This is a genomic window from Alkalibacterium sp. s-m-28, from assembly GCF_054658175.1.
In genome coordinates, this window is record NZ_BAAGIQ010000046.1 from 1 (window position 1) to 17,588 (window position 17,588).

The 17,588-nt window shown below is 44.0% G+C and carries 16 protein-coding genes; 11 read left to right on the plus strand and 5 right to left on the minus strand.

Annotated features, from left to right (window positions below; all coding sequences use genetic code 11):
- Positions 1–148: 148 nt before the first annotated feature.
- Positions 149–982, minus strand: a complete 834-nt coding sequence (cas1, locus tag ACYQ4S_RS07485; RefSeq protein ID WP_459770351.1) for a type II CRISPR-associated endonuclease Cas1 — start codon at positions 980–982, stop codon at positions 149–151.
- A 180-nt stretch (positions 983–1,162) separates the two neighbouring features.
- Positions 1,163–4,411: a type II CRISPR RNA-guided endonuclease Cas9 gene (gene cas9 / locus ACYQ4S_RS07490; protein WP_459770353.1), complete on the minus strand. Its 3,249-nt coding sequence runs from the start codon at positions 4,409–4,411 to the stop codon at positions 1,163–1,165.
- Positions 4,412–4,651: 240 nt separating this feature from the next.
- On the opposite strand from cas9, the gene rnc reads away from it, so the two are divergent.
- The 6 genes from rnc to ffh are packed head-to-tail and all read left to right on the plus strand — an operon-like array spanning position 4,652 to position 12,760.
- Positions 4,652–5,353: a ribonuclease III gene (gene rnc / locus ACYQ4S_RS07495; RefSeq protein WP_091268192.1), complete on the plus strand. Its 702-nt coding sequence runs from the start codon at positions 4,652–4,654 to the stop codon at positions 5,351–5,353.
- Positions 5,354–5,395: 42 nt separating this feature from the next.
- Positions 5,396–8,959, plus strand: coding sequence for a chromosome segregation protein SMC (smc, locus tag ACYQ4S_RS07500; protein ID WP_459770355.1), 3,564 nt, complete (start codon positions 5,396–5,398; stop codon positions 8,957–8,959).
- A gap of 12 nt (positions 8,960–8,971) precedes the next feature.
- On the plus strand, positions 8,972–9,784 hold the full coding sequence (locus ACYQ4S_RS07505) for a Cof-type HAD-IIB family hydrolase (RefSeq protein WP_459770357.1): 813 nt from the start codon (positions 8,972–8,974) through the stop codon (positions 9,782–9,784).
- A gap of 43 nt (positions 9,785–9,827) precedes the next feature.
- Positions 9,828–10,910: a signal recognition particle-docking protein FtsY gene (ftsY, locus tag ACYQ4S_RS07510; RefSeq protein WP_346023635.1), complete on the plus strand. Its 1,083-nt coding sequence runs from the start codon at positions 9,828–9,830 to the stop codon at positions 10,908–10,910.
- A 52-nt stretch (positions 10,911–10,962) separates the two neighbouring features.
- A complete protein-coding gene (locus ACYQ4S_RS07515) occupies positions 10,963–11,310 on the plus strand; it encodes a putative DNA-binding protein (RefSeq protein ID WP_459770359.1) in 348 nt (115 codons plus the stop codon).
- A 7-nt stretch (positions 11,311–11,317) separates the two neighbouring features.
- On the plus strand, positions 11,318–12,760 hold the full coding sequence (gene ffh, locus ACYQ4S_RS07520; RefSeq protein WP_459770361.1) for a signal recognition particle protein: 1,443 nt from the start codon (positions 11,318–11,320) through the stop codon (positions 12,758–12,760).
- 113 nt (positions 12,761–12,873) lie between these two features.
- Here ffh and ACYQ4S_RS07525 read toward each other — a convergent pair whose 3' ends face one another.
- Positions 12,874–13,230 (minus strand): hypothetical protein, encoded by a 357-nt coding sequence (locus ACYQ4S_RS07525; RefSeq protein WP_459770363.1) that lies wholly within the window; start codon positions 13,228–13,230, stop codon positions 12,874–12,876.
- 206 nt (positions 13,231–13,436) lie between these two features.
- On the opposite strand from ACYQ4S_RS07525, the gene rpsP reads away from it, so the two are divergent.
- From rpsP to rplS, 5 genes are all read left to right on the plus strand, one after another.
- Positions 13,437–13,709, plus strand: a complete 273-nt coding sequence (gene rpsP / locus ACYQ4S_RS07530) for a 30S ribosomal protein S16 (RefSeq protein ID WP_459770365.1) — start codon at positions 13,437–13,439, stop codon at positions 13,707–13,709.
- 110 nt (positions 13,710–13,819) lie between these two features.
- Positions 13,820–14,065: a KH domain-containing protein gene (locus ACYQ4S_RS07535; RefSeq protein WP_091480471.1), complete on the plus strand. Its 246-nt coding sequence runs from the start codon at positions 13,820–13,822 to the stop codon at positions 14,063–14,065.
- A gap of 365 nt (positions 14,066–14,430) precedes the next feature.
- Entirely contained in the window at positions 14,431–14,943 is a 513-nt protein-coding gene (gene rimM / locus ACYQ4S_RS07540) for a ribosome maturation factor RimM (RefSeq protein WP_346023630.1), read from the plus strand.
- Complete coding sequence (gene trmD / locus ACYQ4S_RS07545) at positions 14,943–15,692, plus strand: tRNA (guanosine(37)-N1)-methyltransferase TrmD (RefSeq protein WP_459770368.1); 750 nt, start codon at positions 14,943–14,945, stop codon at positions 15,690–15,692. Before rimM ends, trmD begins: the two co-directional genes overlap by 1 nt.
- A gap of 142 nt (positions 15,693–15,834) precedes the next feature.
- Complete coding sequence (rplS, locus tag ACYQ4S_RS07550) at positions 15,835–16,191, plus strand: 50S ribosomal protein L19 (protein WP_091480465.1); 357 nt, start codon at positions 15,835–15,837, stop codon at positions 16,189–16,191.
- A gap of 167 nt (positions 16,192–16,358) precedes the next feature.
- On the opposite strand, the gene ACYQ4S_RS07555 is transcribed toward rplS, so the two are convergent.
- On the minus strand, positions 16,359–17,264 hold the full coding sequence (locus ACYQ4S_RS07555; RefSeq protein ID WP_459770370.1) for a M42 family metallopeptidase: 906 nt from the start codon (positions 17,262–17,264) through the stop codon (positions 16,359–16,361).
- Complete coding sequence (locus ACYQ4S_RS07560) at positions 17,246–17,437, minus strand: hypothetical protein (RefSeq protein ID WP_459770371.1); 192 nt, start codon at positions 17,435–17,437, stop codon at positions 17,246–17,248. The genes ACYQ4S_RS07555 and ACYQ4S_RS07560 overlap by 19 nt, the downstream gene beginning before the upstream one ends.
- Positions 17,438–17,588: the final 151 nt, after the last annotated feature.

The following is a 17,588-nucleotide window of genomic DNA, read 5'->3' on the forward strand; positions in this document are numbered from 1 at the left end:
GTGAGAGAGAAAAGAAGACAGGGGAGCGTGAACTCCAATGCTGTCGCCTTTTCTCTCTTTCTTTCTGTCAGATTTGTATACGTTTCCTTATTTTACCTTTGCTGGAGACATTTGACAAGAAAAAAAGCAATGTGATCCAGCAGTGTATTCACGTCTGCTGGATCACATTGCCTTTTTCCGCCTCTTTTTTATCGGTATAGAATGCTTTTCTACAGTTACTGATCAAATACACCAATTTCTGTTTCGTCTGTTTATCTAAATAATCTTTTTCACTCATTAAGATACTGATCCATAAATCAACAATAGGTCTGAAAGGTTCGATTAGATCATCTGCCAGATTGAAGGCGTTATACTGATTAATGTGACCAATTCCTAAAGCGGGGTGGAGACCATGAGCAATAATGCTTCGAGCAACTGTTGATCTCAAGACGATATAACCGTAATTTAATCCTGAATTGATTCCGTCAAGGCTGTCTCGATCTCTAATGAAGGAGTTCCCAAATAGTGTTTTAAAATACAGTTTAGCTGCATGTCCTTCACGGTTTGTGCGATCGGCTAATTGGACCGTTTCGCCTAACTCAAATAACTGATGAATCACCTTATCATCCTTTTTTAAATGATTTAATACGGATGCTTGATTATAGATCTTAATTTGAATGATCTGTTGCCACATAAGTTGTTTGATCTGTTCTGTCCAACTGATTTGTTTTTTAAGAATTTTAGAAGATTGATGATGACTATGAGGGGATAGGATATATGTATTCGGCAGGTGCTTTTCATCACAGAAAACCATTAATATATGGTACTTTGCTAATTTATTTATGATTCGAGCAGTCACTATGGTCTGCTGATTATCAACAATGATTGTATGAATATCCGAAAGAGGGATAAGTATTTCCGACTCATCTCTGATCACTTTTAAGTTATCCAAATATAGACGTAATTGATCTGCTTTTTCTATATATACGATGCGCCAGCTCATTATATTTCACCCCTTAAACTAATTTTGTATACAGAAAAAGCCCCAATTAAGGGGCTTTCATCTGTGATTTCGGCATAAAGCCTTTTTTTGGTAGGTTCTCTCAACCTTTGGTATAAAGGAGTCCTCCGTCGAGGACAACTTTATATTACCAAGAAAGGAGACAGATGTAAACCCTCTATTTTAAATTGCTTTAATTTTATCCTTGAATTCTTCTTTATTGATCAAGTATTCATTACCTAAAATATCAACTGAGTATTTTTTTATATTAAATAACGGTCCAATGGAAGGCATTTGTTGCGCCTTAGACCTGAATCTAATATCTTCTACTTCAATTTGATTATTTCTAGGATTATTATCTCCCCTAAACAACTTATCATAATGAATCAACTTACTTTCCTTCTCACCAGTTTCTGGGTTAACTATCTTCTCGTACTTATCATACGAAATCCGATCATTCTTATAAAAACTGTACTGAAACTCAAACGACTCATCTATATTCTTGTATGGAGCTGCCAGGCCATCTTTCCCGTAATACTTGTCTAAATCAAGCACATATTCATTAGCCACTTTTTTGAACCAGTTATAAGGAACCCCTAAATATTTATACTTACCTTCGTCATTTTTATAAACATCGATACGTATACTTTTACGACTAAGAAGAACCACATCTTTCTTGGCACCTGGGTATTTATCCGTTATGTCAACATGAATGCCTAATTTACTATCCAGATACTTCAAACTCTTAACCGGTACTTTTCCGTCTTTGAGTATAAAGCCATGCTCATTAAAGTAATCTTGGAATGGGTTTTCTGCATGTTTATGTTCTTCGATAACTTTCATGACTAATTCCCAAGTTTTTGGATCATGCTGAGCCATTAGGAAATTGTCCGGGTTTTTGTCAATTCTTTTCTTCAATGCAGCAAAGCCTTTTTTGTCTAACTCATAAATGTTTTTCACTTTTCCAACCGTATATTTCTCTCCACCTTTTTCTCGAGTGGAGTAGAGTGTCTGATTAGTCATTGTTCTGTTTGGTTTTCTATCAACCTTATGTGAGTACTTCACTTTGTTCTCCATGCTTCTCAAGCTGTTTATGAACTTGAGAGTCGGGGAGCCGAAGATTTTGTCTTCTGATAACACTTCTCCCGTTTCTTTGTCTACGACAATGCCTTCTCGGTTGAAGTCTACAGCATTCAGCTGCTTCAAGATAGGGGTCGCTCCAATAGCCGCCACAATCAGTGCATCGATAGCATGGTGGGCATGACTTTCATCTCTGTCCTTGTTCAATCTAGCCCGCCTTCTTAATGCAGAAGTGAAACTGCCTCTGATAGATAAGACTTTTGTATCGATCTCATTATTCATATAAAAAGTTCTGAGGTTAGAAGAAAAGCTGCGCATAGCATAACGTGTATCTACTAAATTTCTATTGATAAATTCTTTCTGAATTTCCGGATCCCGCTGTACATCTCTTTGCTCTAATAGATAATTCAGTTTATGCTTAGACAATTTCTTACATTTGAACAGATTAGTGCAGTCCACTCTGTATTCTTCAAACGACCGCTTTGCTTTTCCACTTGAAAAGTATTGGAAGGGAGTAAGCTGACCTTTATCCTGGTTCTCTGCTCTGTAGCACAGAACTTTATTCTGCTGGCTGTCATCGAAAGAGTAGGAAAGTGGAATGATGTGATCGATCTCAAAGCGCGTCGGATCATTTTTTATGTCCTGAGGCAAGATCTGCCGTCCACTGTAAATACACTTGTAATCCTGCTGATCCATCAGCTTCAGTGCCATCATTTGCTTGCCGGAAAGTTTCAGGTCCTTAAGTTCTTTCACATCAAGCAGCTTAGCCATTTTCTTCTCGAAGTCGCCTTGTTTCTTCTGGAAATCTCTGTATTTTTTCTTCTCATCGTCACTATTTTTCTCTCTTGCCATTTCTACTACAACATAGGCTAATTCTCCATACTGTTTTCTAACTGCATTCGTAATTTTAATTGCTTCCCGGTGAGCACGTTTGGCTACTGTACTTAAAATAGCCTCATCATCAAACTGAATATGCGGTCCTTTTTGAAGGTTTTCCAGACGGCTTTTACCTAATCCATGCTCAGTGAAGAGGACCATCTGGTTTTTGTTAGTTTCCCAAAGTTCAGGTAAAATAAGCTCCATTCCTTTTTTAGATAAGGCATGGTATTCCTTGAAAGAGGTATCTTGAACTAGTGCCTGTGTAACTTCCGCCAAATCCTCTTCAAACGTTTCTCTAAATAATTGAGTCAATTGTTCTTCGCGACGGGTCAGACTTTTTTCAGCAGTGAGTATTTCGGCAATCTCATCCAGTAAATCTCTATTTTCAAAAAATGAAGAGGGGATGGAGACCTCTTTCAATAAAGATTTCAGCTTTTTAAATCCTGAAAATTCTGTAAAAATAGGCTTATTTGATTTTAAATCCACTCTTGCACCTTTGATATCCAACTCATTAGATATACCTATAAGCTTTGCAATGTTTTTAAGTGTAACTTTTTTTCCTTTTTTAGCATAGTTGTCAATCAGATACTCTTTCTGCTCTCTAGAAAGTGAATCCATCTCTCCAGTTTCATCGCCAGGGAACCTTAAGTTATTCAGGTCGTTAAGCAGATTAAATAATTCAGCTGTATAAGCTTTTTTGGGAATACGCAGTTCATCAGTAAAATAAGTCCCTCGTCCACGCATCTTGTTAATCATTGTTTCGTGTTGAAGGATGCCATTTTCATCGAAAAACCATTCACCATAAGGGGTAGGAGATTTCTTGGAACCTGGACCTTCATAATACTGCCGGCGATTATTGATTAGTTCAATAATGCCTTCAACAAATTCATCATCAATCTGCTTATGGAACTGACGCTGAAAATCCAATAAAGCTTTTGCCTCATCAATATAATCACTCGTTTTAAAGCGATTCGTGTGATTTCTTACTGGTTCATTATTTTTCAACTTGGCATACTGGATGTCGATAATATAGTGATCCTCCAGTTTTTTTGCATTTCTTTTAAGTTGTTCTTTCGTCGATAATTCACTTCCCGAAGTCTTTTCATCTTCTTCCGGTGTATCGATTGTTGTCCCACGTCTTTTAATGAGATGGTAGAGAGCTGCAGCTAATTCTTTTTCTGAAATTTCTTTTCTAAGTCCATAATATCTACTCTTATAGGGATCAATGTTATGTATTCCTTCACAAGATAAGCCATTAGACTCTAAAAATTCCTTTGCTCGTTCAAGTCTATGTTTACGTCGCCGCTTCAGTCTCCGGGCGCCTCTAAAACTTCTTCTTTCTTCATTTGCATTCCGAGTTGCTTCTTCAAACAGACGAACACCTGCATCAACTACTTCATTAGTGTCTTTGTCAATGATTCCCCATCCAACACTTGAAATCCCTATATCAAGTCCTAAAACTAAATTTGACATATCTACTCACTCCATAACTAAATTAATTTTAATTATTATATCATGAAAAGGTCTTCAACGGATGATTATAAACTATATTTTCAGTTATATTATTTTTTATATTTCTTGATGCTTGCTCTAGATTAAAAAATCTGAATACAATATTTCAGAAAATCCCTATCTTGATGCGACCGTGTGTTTATTTTTCGCATAAAATCAAGTATACTAAAGGGGTATTGGTTAAGTGAGGTGAATAAGTTTATGAAAAAGTTGGTTCAGCATGTTTACGATCAGTTTGGTGTGACGTTCAATGACCGGTCAGTTTTGATCGAGGCGTTTACCCATTCATCCTATGCGAATGATCATCGTGACGAACAGATCAGAAATTTGGAACGGCTTGAATTTTTAGGCGATGCGGTACTTGAAGTGACCGTGTCGGAATATCTCTATCATAAATACCCGAATCATCCTGAAGGTCAGCTAACTCGCATGCGTGCGTCGATCGTACGAGCGGAGAGTCTGGCTAAACTGGCCAAGGAGTACAATCTTCATCAGTTTGTACGTCTGGGCAAAGGGGAAGAACAGATGAACGGCCGGACACGCCCGTCACTTTTGTGTGATGTGTTCGAAGCATTCATTGGTGCGGTATTTGTGGATCAGGGAATGGATGTTGTAAAAGACATTTTAAAAGCCATTTTATTTCCAAAAATTGATTCCGGTGCTTTCTCTCATGGGATGGATCACAAGACGGCTTTACAGGAGTTGCTGCAGCGTAATGGTGTAGTGACGATCGAGTACACAGTAGTGGACAAAAGAGGTCCCGACCATCAGAAAGAATTCGTCGTTGAAGTCAATGTCGAAGGCGATCTTTTTGGAAAAGGTGTGGGACGCTCCAAGAAAGCAGCAGAACAGGCCGCAGCGAAAGTGGCGCTTGATATGCTGGAAGAATCGAATGAGTCGTAGTGTTCATGCGTCAGTCGAATACTATGAAGGAGAGACGATCACGTGCAATTAAAACGATTAGAAATTAAAGGGTTCAAGTCTTTTGCCGACAAGACGGTTCTGGACTTTACGGAAGGGATCACGGCGGTAGTCGGTCCGAACGGGAGCGGCAAGTCGAACATTATCGAGGCGATCCGCTGGGTCATGGGTGAACAGTCAGCCAAGACCTTACGGGGCGGCCGGATGCATGACGTAATCTTTTCCGGTACGGATCTGAGAAAGTCAATAAACATTGCGGAAGTCACCCTGGTTTTAGACAATCAGGATGGCTTTCTTCCTGTGGAATTCGAAGAGGTCAGTGTAACCCGCCGAATCAACCGTAACGGAGACAGCGACTACCTCATCAACAAGGAAAACTGCCGGCTGAAAGATATCGTGGATCTGTTCATGGATTCCGGTTTAGGAAAAGAGTCCTTTTCCATCATCTCTCAGGGACAGGTTGAAGCCATTTTCAACAGCAAGGCCGAAGACCGCCGGGCAATCTTTGAAGAAGCGGCCGGTGTCTTTAAGTATAAGACTCAAAAACTAAAGGCTGAACGCAAGCTGTTTGAGACACAGGACAATCTGGACCGAGTTCAGGATATTTTGTATGAACTGACGGCTCAGCTTGAGCCGCTTAAAGAGCAGAAAGACATTGCGGAAAGCTTCGTGAAACAGAAGGAAGAACTGACGGATCTGGATATTGCTCTGTCGGTCATGAAGATCGACGAGTACGTTCAGGATCAGAAAAGCAGTAAGGAACAAGCCGAACAATATTCCAAGCATGTTCTGCAGCTGACTCAGGAGATCGATTCGAATACTCAGGTCATTAAAGAGAAGAAACAAGCGCTCCATGAGGTCGAGACCAGACGGGACGCTATTCATGACCAGCATATCGAGTCCATCAAGCAAATCGAGCGGACAGAAGCCAGTTTAAGACTTGTTGAAGAACAGGAAAAACATCAGGATGCCTTCCTGAGCGAGAAACAGGGACTATTAGAACGTGAAGAGCGTCAGCTGTCTGAACTGGAACAGCAGATGGCCGAAGTCAAGCAGATTTATGCGGATCAGTCTGAACAGGTCAGCCAGCTGAAGACGGACTACACGCAGAAAGAAGACCAGCTGAAACGCCTCCTTGGAAACAAGGAAGAAGCGATGGAAGCCTTGCGTGCCGATTATATTGAGGCGATGCAGGAAAAGACGTCTTTAAAAAATGAAGAAACCTACCTGACCAGACAGCTGAACCAGACATCACTGTCGTCAGAAAAGCAGAACAAAGCGGTCAGAGATATAACTGAGAAACTAGCTGAAACCGAAGCGTCACTTAAAGACAAGGAAGCAGAACTAAAAGCACTGAAGACAGACTTGGACGACCTGCTTCGCTCGTTTAAAGAGACTAAAACACGTCTGGATGATATTGAATCATCTTATGGACAGAAAGCCTCCCGCATCAGTCAGCTCCAGCAGCAGCTGAACCGGGCTCAGGCCAAACAGCAGAGTCTGGCTGAAATGCAGGAAAATTATGCCGGCTACTTCGCTGGTGTCAAAGCCGTCATGACAGCAAAGAATCAATTGAAGGGTATCGTCGGAACGGTCGCAGACATGATGGATGTACCGACTGACTACACGGAAGCGATCGATGTCGTTTTAGGTGCAGCCAGTCAGTTCGTTATTGTCGAAGACGAAAAAGCAGGAAGAGATGCGATCCAGCACTTGAAACAGAAGCGTGCCGGACGCGCGACTTTCCTGCCGTTGACAACGATTAAACCGCGTTCGGTTGCCGGACATCACATTTCACGTGCCGGCAGCACGGACGGCTACATCGGAATCGCCAGTGAGCTGATCCAGTACGATGACAAGGTATCTTCTGTGATGAAGAACCTGTTAGGATCGACTATCGTGGCCAAAGACCTTCAGTCGGCCAATGCGATCGCTAAAGCGGTCCAGTACAGTGTCCGTGTCGTGAGTCTGGAAGGCGACGTGATGAATGCCGGTGGATCCATGACTGGCGGGGGCGGCAAGCGCTCCTCCAACGCTCACCTCTTTTCTCAGAAGAAAGAAGAGAAGGCGCTGCGCATTCAAATCGACGAACTGGAAAAGACCTTGTCACTCAGACAAGAAGAGAACCGCACAGAACAGGAGCAGCGCACACAGCTTTCAGCACAGCTGGAAGACCTGCGTGCGTCGGGCGAAGACAAGCGTCTGGCTGAAAAGCAGCTGGAATACGAAGTGTCTCAGCTGACTGAGACCGTCAGACGTCTCGAGCGCGAGAAAAAAGGCCTGCTCTTTGAAGTCAATGAAGCAAGCTCAGAAGAAATCACCTTGTCCGAGCAACTTAAGGACGTTCAGTCTAAGCGAACAGAAGCAGATGAGACGCTGGTCCGTCTGAAAGCTGAAATGGATCAGCTCTCGGATGAAAAAGAAAACAGAGAAGAACAGAAAGAACGACTCCAGGCCGAACAAGGTGAGATTCTGGAAGACTGGAACCAGGCCCGGGAAGCTCTCGCGTCTACCCGTTCCCGCCGAGACAGTCTGGCTGATCAGATTACTCAGGTCGAAGAGGCCATCTCAGCAATTAAAGAAGACCTTGATCAACTGGAACGCGGTGAGGAACTGGAATCCAAGGAAGACCTGGATGCCCGCCTTTCTCAGCTGAATGCTGAAGCAGACGAGCTGCGCACATCGGAACAGAAACTGAAGACCGAGCACAGCGAACTGGACAGAGCCGTAAATGATCTGGAAGAGCGTACAGCTGACCTTCAGGAACGACGGTCCAATCTTCAAGGCGAGAAAAACCAGCTGGATATTCAGATCTCAAGACTGGATGTGTCGATCGACCATCTATTGGATTACTTGTCTGAAGAGTATACGATCAGTTACGAAGAAGCCAAGCTGAATCAGCCCGACGACATCGACCGGGAAGACACGCAGAAACGGGTGAAACTCCTCAAACGAGGCATTGAAGAACTCGGGCCGGTCAATATCGGATCGATCGAGGAATACGAGCGCGTCCATGAACGGCATTCATTCCTGGCCTCTCAGCAGCAGGATCTGCTTGAAGCGAAGGAAAAGCTGTATGACACGATGGATCAGATGGACAATGAAGTCAAGAAACGTTTCTACGAGACATTCAGTCAAGTCAGAGATCAGTTTGCGATCGTCTTTCCACGTATGTTCGGAGGGGGACGGGCAGAACTACGCCTGACCGATCCGGATGACTTGCTGGAATCAGGGATCGAAATCGTGGCACAGCCGCCTGGTAAGAAACTGCAGTCACTAAGTCTGTTGTCTGGTGGGGAACGTGCCCTGACAGCACTTTCGCTGCTCTTTGCGATTATACAGGTCCGTCCGATCCCATTCTGTATTCTGGATGAGGCCGAAGCGGCTCTGGATGAAGCAAATGTGACCCGATTCGGACGTTACCTGCACGAATTTGCGTCCGATACTCAATTTATCGTCATCACGCACCGTAAGGGAACCATGGAAGAAGCGGATTCGCTCTACGGCGTGACTATGAAAGAGAAAGGCGTGTCCAAGCTGGTATCCGTTCAGCTTCAGGATCTGGATGAACGCGTCGAACAAGCCTGACAGGAGGACCTTATGTCAATCAAACTAGTCGCAATCGACCTGGACGGTACACTGTTGAACAGTGACCACCAGGTATCAGAAGAAAACAAACGTGCTATTCAGAAAGCCAAGGATCAGGGCGTTAAAATCGTCCTGGTAACTGGACGCCCGCTCAAAGGCATGCTGTCGATACTGGAAGAATGCAATTTGACAGAAGAAGGCGATCTGGGTCTGACCTATAACGGCGGACTGGTCCAATGGACACGAACTGGAGAAACTCTTCGAGAAATCACTTTATCTAAAGAAGATGTTCAAGACGTCTACCGGTTGAGTCAGGACCTGGACCTGCCGTGCAACTTTATTGATCTGGATACAGTCTATGAACCATCTTATCCAGAAGGCAAGCCGTCTCAGTACCACAAGCATATGAAGGCTCTGCCATACAAGCCGCTTGATATGGTCAATTTCCCGGAATCCTTTGCCATCAACAAGATTGTCATGTGCTGGCACCAGGAGGAACTGGACCAAAAGATCAAGGATATCCCTCAGGTGTATCATGACCGTTATACAATCATGAAGTCTAGAGACAATCTGCTTGAAGTTCTCCCGAAGACGGTTGACAAAGGGAAAGGCCTGATTCTTTTAAGCGAGCTGCTGGATATCTCTCTTGATGAGATGATGGCGATCGGTGATCAGGAAAATGATCTGGCAATGGTTCAGACAGCCGGTACAGGTGTAGCGATGGCCAATGCGATAGATATCGTCAAAGACGCCGCTCAAATTGTCACTAAATCCAATGATGAGCACGGTGTTGCTTATGCTATTGAACAATATGTGTTAAACTAACTGTATATGCGTCATAAAAAGTGAGAGAAAGAGTGAATCCATTATGGGATTATTTGACAAGATTAAATCCGCTTTTACTGGGGCGGAAAAACAGACGGAATCACAGGAAGTAGTCGAGGATGACGTCAAGGAAGTTGTTGAAGACTCCGCTGCCGAAGATACGACACTGGAACCGGATGATACCAAGAAAGAAACCGAACAGTACGAAAAAGGACTGAAGAAATCCCGTGTGTCGTTCACTCGCCGTTTAAATGAACTGCTTGCGAACTTCCGCTATGAAGATGAGGAATTCTTCGAAGAACTGGAAGACCTGCTGATCGAATCAGACGTCGGCTTTGAAGCGACCATGCAGATTGCTGAAAAACTCCGCTACGAATCAAAAGTTGAGAACGTCAGAAGCATGAAAGATGCTGAGCGCGTCATCGTACAGACGATGGTCGACATGTACGGCGAAAGCAATCCGGATCATCACGAATTCAACGAGAATCCAGATGGGCTGACAGTTGTTCTTTTTGTCGGCGTCAATGGCGTCGGGAAAACAACGACGATTGCGAAAATGGCTCATCAGTATATCGATAAAGGTAAGAAAGTCGTCATGGTTGCGGGAGACACCTTCCGTGCCGGAGCGATCGAACAGCTGCATATCTGGGGAGACCGTGTTGGAGCGGAAGTCATTTCCACCAAACAAGGCGGAGATCCGGCGGCAGTGGTCTACGATGGAATCAAGACCGCTCGTGAGTCAGGCGCTGACATCCTACTGATCGATACAGCAGGACGTCTTCAGAACAAGAAGAATCTGATGAACGAACTTGAGAAGATGAAACGCGTCATTTCAAGAGAAATTCCAGATGCGCCGCACGAAACCCTGCTGGTATTGGATGCTACAACTGGGCAGAACGCTTTGAACCAGGCCAAGATCTTTCAGGAAACAACAGACGTAACAGGTATCGTTCTGACCAAGATGGATGGAACGGCTAAAGGGGGAATCGTCCTGGCTATCGGTAAAGAGCTGGGTATCCCTGTGAAATTCGTCGGACTGGGTGAGACGATGAATGACCTTCATCCATTCGATACTGAGAAATTCGCTTACGGCCTGTTCAAGGAACTGATTGCGCAGACCAATTAAACTAATTTCACTGTACAACTGAGATTTAACTGAAGAAAGGTGACCACTGATTATGGAACTGGAAAAAACCCTGCGTATGAACAGTCTCTTTGCATTCTATCATCCGCTCCTGACGCCCAAGCAGCAGGAATACATGAAGTTATATTATGGTGATGACTATTCACTGGGTGAAATCGCGGATGCTTTTTCAGTGAGTCGCCAGGCTGTATATGACAACATCAAACGCTCTGAAGTTATTTTACAGGACTATGAAAGCAAGCTGCATCTGGTGGAAGAATTCGATAAGAAACAGGATGCAGTTGATACATTAAAAGAGCATGCTCAAGAGAAGCATGCATCAGACACGCGTCTGCACGAGCTGATAGACGCGATCAGTCTGGATTCAATGAGAGAGGAATGAAACAGGTATGGCCTTTGAAGGATTAACAGGACGCCTGCAGGATGCCTTTTCCGGACTGCGTAAGAAAGGAAAAGTTACTGAGGCGGATGTAAAAGACGTCATGCGAGAGGTCAGACTGGCCTTGCTGGAAGCCGACGTCAACTATAAAGTGGTCAGAAATTTTGTAAAGACCGTTCGAGAAAAATCGTTAGGTGAAGAAGTACTTGGAAGCCTGAATGGTGGCCAGCAGGTCGTCAAGATCGTTAACGACGAGCTGACGGAACTGATGGGTGGCGAACAGGAGAAAATCATTTTTGCCGAACCAGGTCAGGGACCGACCATCTACATGATGACCGGTCTACAAGGGGCAGGTAAGACAACGACTGCCGGTAAACTGGCAAATTATTTACGCAAGCACGAAAACAAGAAACCAATGATGGTCGCAGCTGATATCTATCGTCCAGCGGCGATCGATCAGCTGGAAACACTTGGTCGCGACTTGGATATCCCTGTTTTCAGTATGGGAGACCAGGTCAGTCCTGTCGAGATCGCTGAAAAGGGAATCCAGCAGGCAAAAGATGAGAACCGCGACGTCGTCATCATCGATACGGCCGGTCGTCTTCACATCGACGAAAACCTGATGAATGAACTGGAAGACATCAAAGCTGCCGTCAATCCGCACGAAATATTCCTTGTGGTGGATGCCATGACTGGTCAGGACGCCGTCAATGTAGCAGATTCATTCAATGACCGTTTAGGCATTACCAGTGTGATCCTGACGAAACTTGATGGTGACACACGCGGGGGTGCTGCGCTGTCGATTCGTTCCGTTACAAATAAACCAATCAAGTTCACCGGTACTGGTGAGAAGCTTGAAGCGCTTGAACCATTCTATCCAGACCGTATGGCTAACCGTATCCTTGGTATGGGAGACATTCTGACACTGATCGAACGTGCTCAGCAGGAAGTCGATGAAGAGCGTGCTGAAGAAATGGCCGCTAAAATGCGTGAAAACCGCTATGATTTCAATGACTTCATCGAACAGATGGATCAGATGACCAATATGGGACCGATGGAAGACATCCTTAAAATGATTCCGGGTATGAGCAACGTACCAGGAATGGCTGATTTCCAGATGGATCCTAAAGACATTGCACATATGAAGGCGATCGTTTTGTCCATGACACCGGAAGAGCGTGAAAATCCTGATATCCTGTCACAGAAGCGCAGACGCCGTATCGCCAAAGGATCTGGCCGTGACATCGCTGAAGTCAACCGCTTGATCAAGCAGTTCAAGCAGTCTAAAGAGATGATGAGCAAGATGTCCAAAGGCAACATGGGCGGCATGCCGGGTCTTGATAAACTGTTGGGCGGCGGAGTAAAAGGTAAACTCGGTAAGATGGCACTGAATGGCATGGCTAAGAAAAACAACAAGAAGAAAAAGAAGAAAAAAATCAGACGCAAGAAGTAATTGGGTCAACAGGAGAGGTCAGGACTTTATGGTCCTGGCTTTTTCATTCCCGTTCTACGTCAAATAACGTTGGTAAAGAATAATAAGTAAGCAGAGGAGAGTACACGCTGTTATTATAGGTCTGTTTCGTCCTGATTCATCCAGTACTGATTGTCTTCAATAAGCTGCTCGAGGATGTCACGTTCTTTTCCATTGGGGGATGCTTCATTATTGAGAAGCTGATCCACTCGTTCAGATGTGACACCTAATGCTTCTTCCAGTTCTTTTTTCGACAGTATGTTTCTATCAATCAGTTCTTCAGTACGGGCCAGATAGATGATCCCGTCGATTTCCCGATCAGTCAGTTCGTCGTCGAAAGAAAATTCCAGTTTAAGCAGTTCCTTCAAAGAGGTCAGGCTCATGAAGACACCGATCCCTTTGGCCATCAGTTTGACTTGTCGCATGATAAAATCCTGATCTTCTATTGTCATCTGACCCATCCTTTCTTATAGAACCAGTATACCATGAACAGTGATGTTACTTGTTTCCTGAAAATTTTACTCTGTAAAGAAAAAACACTTTACAATCTTTTTTTCCCGTGGTATGATACATATCGTGAGTTTGATTAAGAGCAAAACTCAGATTAAAGGGTCTTTATAAAAGATATCTTTACAATTTAACAGGAGGTGCAAGTCAAATGGCAGTAAAAATTCGTATGAAACGTATGGGTACTAAAAGAAATCCTTTTTACCGTTTAGTTGTTGCTGATTCTCGTGCTCCACGTGATGGACGCATTATCGAGCAAGTTGGAACATACAACCCTGTATCAACTCCAGCTGAAGTTAAAATCGATGAAGAGTTAGTAATGAAATGGTTGAAAGATGGCGCGAAACCATCTGATACAGTTAAAAACTTACTTTCTAAAGAAGGAATCATGAAAAAATTCCACGATGAGAAGTACAGCAAGTAATTGGTCTAACTAAATGAATCAATGAAGAAGAAAAGAATGGGTTGTGTCAGTCATGGCGCGCCTTCTTTTCTTCCTTCTGTATACTGAGTCTATTTAAGAAGGATGGTATTATGACTGATAAAGAAATGCGCGAGCTGATAACAACTATTGTCGAGCCATTAGTGAGTCATCCTGAAGACATCAAGCTGGACTTGAAAGACACCGATGAGTTCCACGAGTATATGCTGGAAGTTCATTCGGATGATGTCGGACGTGTGATCGGTAAACGCGGACGTATTGCCAAAGCGATTCGAGCAATCGTGTACAGCATTCAGTTCGATGGCCCAAAACGTGTACGACTGACCATCGTTGACTAACTCATTCTGCTGGTATGCAGGCTTGATGGTCACAAATAGCAGGTAAACAACCGGGATGGCTCTTAGAGTGCATCCCTTTTTTTATGAATTTTTATGATAAATTAAGTTTTTGTCTAGCTTAACGTACCAACCTCTCGAGAAAAAGATAAATTTACCCATTGCGCAGGATGCTCTTCTTCCGCATACTCTGTCTCTACGCATTGAAATGCTAGAGTCACAGCAATTCGGGGCACATTTCCTCTACTCGCTATCGCTCGGTCGATCTCTAGTATATCTGTAAGAGCTGAAGCTCGAACAGATACTAAGGTATTTTCTTCGAGGCTAAACGGTACGTGAAGCTTTTCTATACTGAGAGGAGCAGGGCAATGGATTATTTTGACGTAGGAAAAGTTGTGAACACCCATGGACTGAAAGGGGAGGTCCGGGTCATTTCGATCACGAATACCCCTGAAGCACGATACTATGAAGGCGCGCCTTTGACCTGGTTCGGCAAGGACGGGGAAAAGGAAGAGCTGACTGTCCGTTCACATCGTCAGCACAAGAATTTCGATCTCCTGACTTTCGAAGACTACTACAACATCAATCAGGTTCAGAAGTTTGTCGGAGGTATCCTGCGTGTCGGTGAAGACTTGCTGCTGGATCTGCCTGAAAATGAATTCTACATTCATGAAGTAATCGGCTGTACCGTCATCGACAATGATACAGATGAAGAAATAGGCAAAGTCAAGGAAGTCTTATCTCCGGGAGCGAATGATGTCTGGGTCGTTCAGCGTCAGAATCAGAAGGATCTGCTCCTTCCTTATATTGAACCAGTTATTCTGGATGTCGATATAGAAAACCGTGTCATAAGAGTACACGTAATGGAAGGGCTGGACTAATGAAAATAGATGTCGTCACGCTGTTTCCAGAAATGTTCGACGGGCCGCTCGGTCATTCGATCGTCAGTCGGGCCATCGATAAAGGAATCGTTGAAGTGAATCGTGTCAATTTCAGACAATTCGGTAAAGGCAAGCATCAGGTTGTTGATGATACGCCGTATGGTGGTGGCGCAGGTATGCTTTTAAAACCCGAACCGCTCTTTGATGCTATGGAATCAATCGAGGAACGTTCACCGGAAACAAAAAAACGTGTCATATTGATGGATCCGGCAGGGAAGCCATTCAATCAGGCAATGGCCGAAGAATTCTCAGAAGAAGAACATCTCGTGTTTCTCTGCGGCCATTATGAGGGGTATGACGAGCGTATTCGTTCTCTGGTGACTGATGAGGTCTCTCTTGGCGATTACGTCCTGACAGGGGGCGAACTGGCTGCTATGGTCATGATCGATGCCTCAGTCCGTCTGCTTCCGAATGTACTAGGTAACGCCGCATCAGCTCAGACTGACTCACATTCAAGCGGCCTGCTCGAACATCCGCATTATACTCGTCCTGCTGAATATAAAGGCATGGGTGTGCCGGATGTGCTGATGAGCGGGAACCACGCTAAAATAGACGAATGGCGCCATAAAGAGTCACTCAAACGAACGTACTTCAGACGACCTGATATGCTGGAGGACCGGGATCTGACTAAGCAAGAACAGCAGTGGATCAAAGAGTTTCAATTGGATCAGGAATCCGACCAGCAGTAAATTTTTTACACGAATCAAGGAAATAACCTTTACACGTAAAACGTAATATGTTAAAGTAAGTAATTGAGTGGGCAACCACTCTTATTACGCAATATTCCGCTGAGACAAGTACTTAAGAGTGTTGCGCGAGAGGAGAAGGCAAATGAATCCATTAATTGAGGCAATCACACAAGAACAATTACGTTCTGATTTACCAGATTTTCGTCCCGGAGATACTGTTCGTGTACACGCGCGTATCGTCGAGGGTGAACGTGAACGTATTCAGCTTTTTGAAGGCGTAGTAATCAAGCGTCGTGGTCAAGGAATCAGCGAAATGTACACTGTTCGTAAAATTTCAAACGGTGTCGGCGTTGAGCGTACTTTCCCAGTACATTCACCACGTGTAGCTAAGATCGAAGTTCTACGTCAAGGTCGTGTACGTCGTGCTAAATTGTACTACCTACGTAACCTGCGCGGAAAAGCAGCTCGTATTCAAGAGCGCGTTCGCAAAACTAAGTAATCAACTAGTTTTCTAAAGATCTCATTCTTTAATTAGAGTGAGGTCTTTTTTTTTGATTTATTGGTGATAGTCGTACGCAGATAGTCACCGGACATTTATCAAAAACAGTCTGTACACCGATGACAGGGTACAGACTGTTTTTTCTCTATTCTATAGCGTATATGAGATTAATCAAAGTCTACTTCAAATTTGTCGAAAAATGACTGATCGATAGCTTTAATTGATTCAGCTGCCAGCTGGACTGTATGATTAAAGTCCTCAAAAGAGGAGAAGAGGTGATGCGTATGGGCATAACGGCTAGGTACACCAAGGACAAGCACAGGCACCCCTAAGTTATTCAAATGAATACGACCGGCATTCGTTCCGCCGCCTTCACGCACTGCATGCTGAACAGGAATCGCGTGTGTCTTGCTGACTTTATTTGCCAAGCTGATCCAGTCTTCATTGGCAATGTAGCTGCTGTCCTTGTGCCTGATCTGCGGACCATGTCCCATTCTTGCTTGAGACAATTCGACCGGTTTTGCATAATCGTCAGAAGGCGTCCCTTCAAAGACAATAGCTAATTGAGGATCCACTCGTCTCGCAGTTACTGTTGCTCCTCTTAAGCCGACTTCTTCCTGAGCAGCCAGGGCACCGACCACGTTTACTGGTAAGTCTTCGTTTTCTAGAGCTTTCAATGTTTCTATAACTGCAGCACAGCCCAGACGGTTGTCAAAAGCTTTCCCTAGCATCGTCTGATTTTTATCATTGTAGTCGAACGTGACATCTGGAACGATAGGCGCTCCGACCTCGATACCGAACGTATCCATGACTTCTTCACGTGAAGTCGCCCCGATATCTAGCTTCATGTCTTTCATTGTCAGGCCGCTATCCCGTTCTTCCGGTGTCAGGAAGTGTGGAGGCTTGGAACCCACGATTCCTTTGATATACTGGCCCTCTCTGTTTCTAACTTTGAACAGGTGAGCCGAAACGTTATACCACTCCCAGCGTCCGAGCATTTCGATTCCTAAAAGGCCGTTCTGGTCTATGTAGCTGACAATAAACCCGACTTCGTCTAAATGAGCATCCAGCATGAGTGTCGGTTTGGACGCATCATAATTTTTCGGATAAAGGTACAGATTTTTAAGACTGTCTTTTTTGCCTTCAAGCTTCCTTTGTGCTTCAAAACGACGTCAATGACCTCATCCTCAAATCCCGGTGCTCCAGGTGCATTACTCAACGCTTCAATCAGTTTAATATCTGTCATAATTATTCCTCCCCATAAATCTTGGTTAGTGTCAATACTTTCTTTTAATAATTGCTTACAATGGTTGTTATATCAAGGAAAAGCAAAAAAACACTTGCCCCTCCCCTAAATCTCGTTCAAAATAGTAGGTACCAACCAAACTACTTCCAAG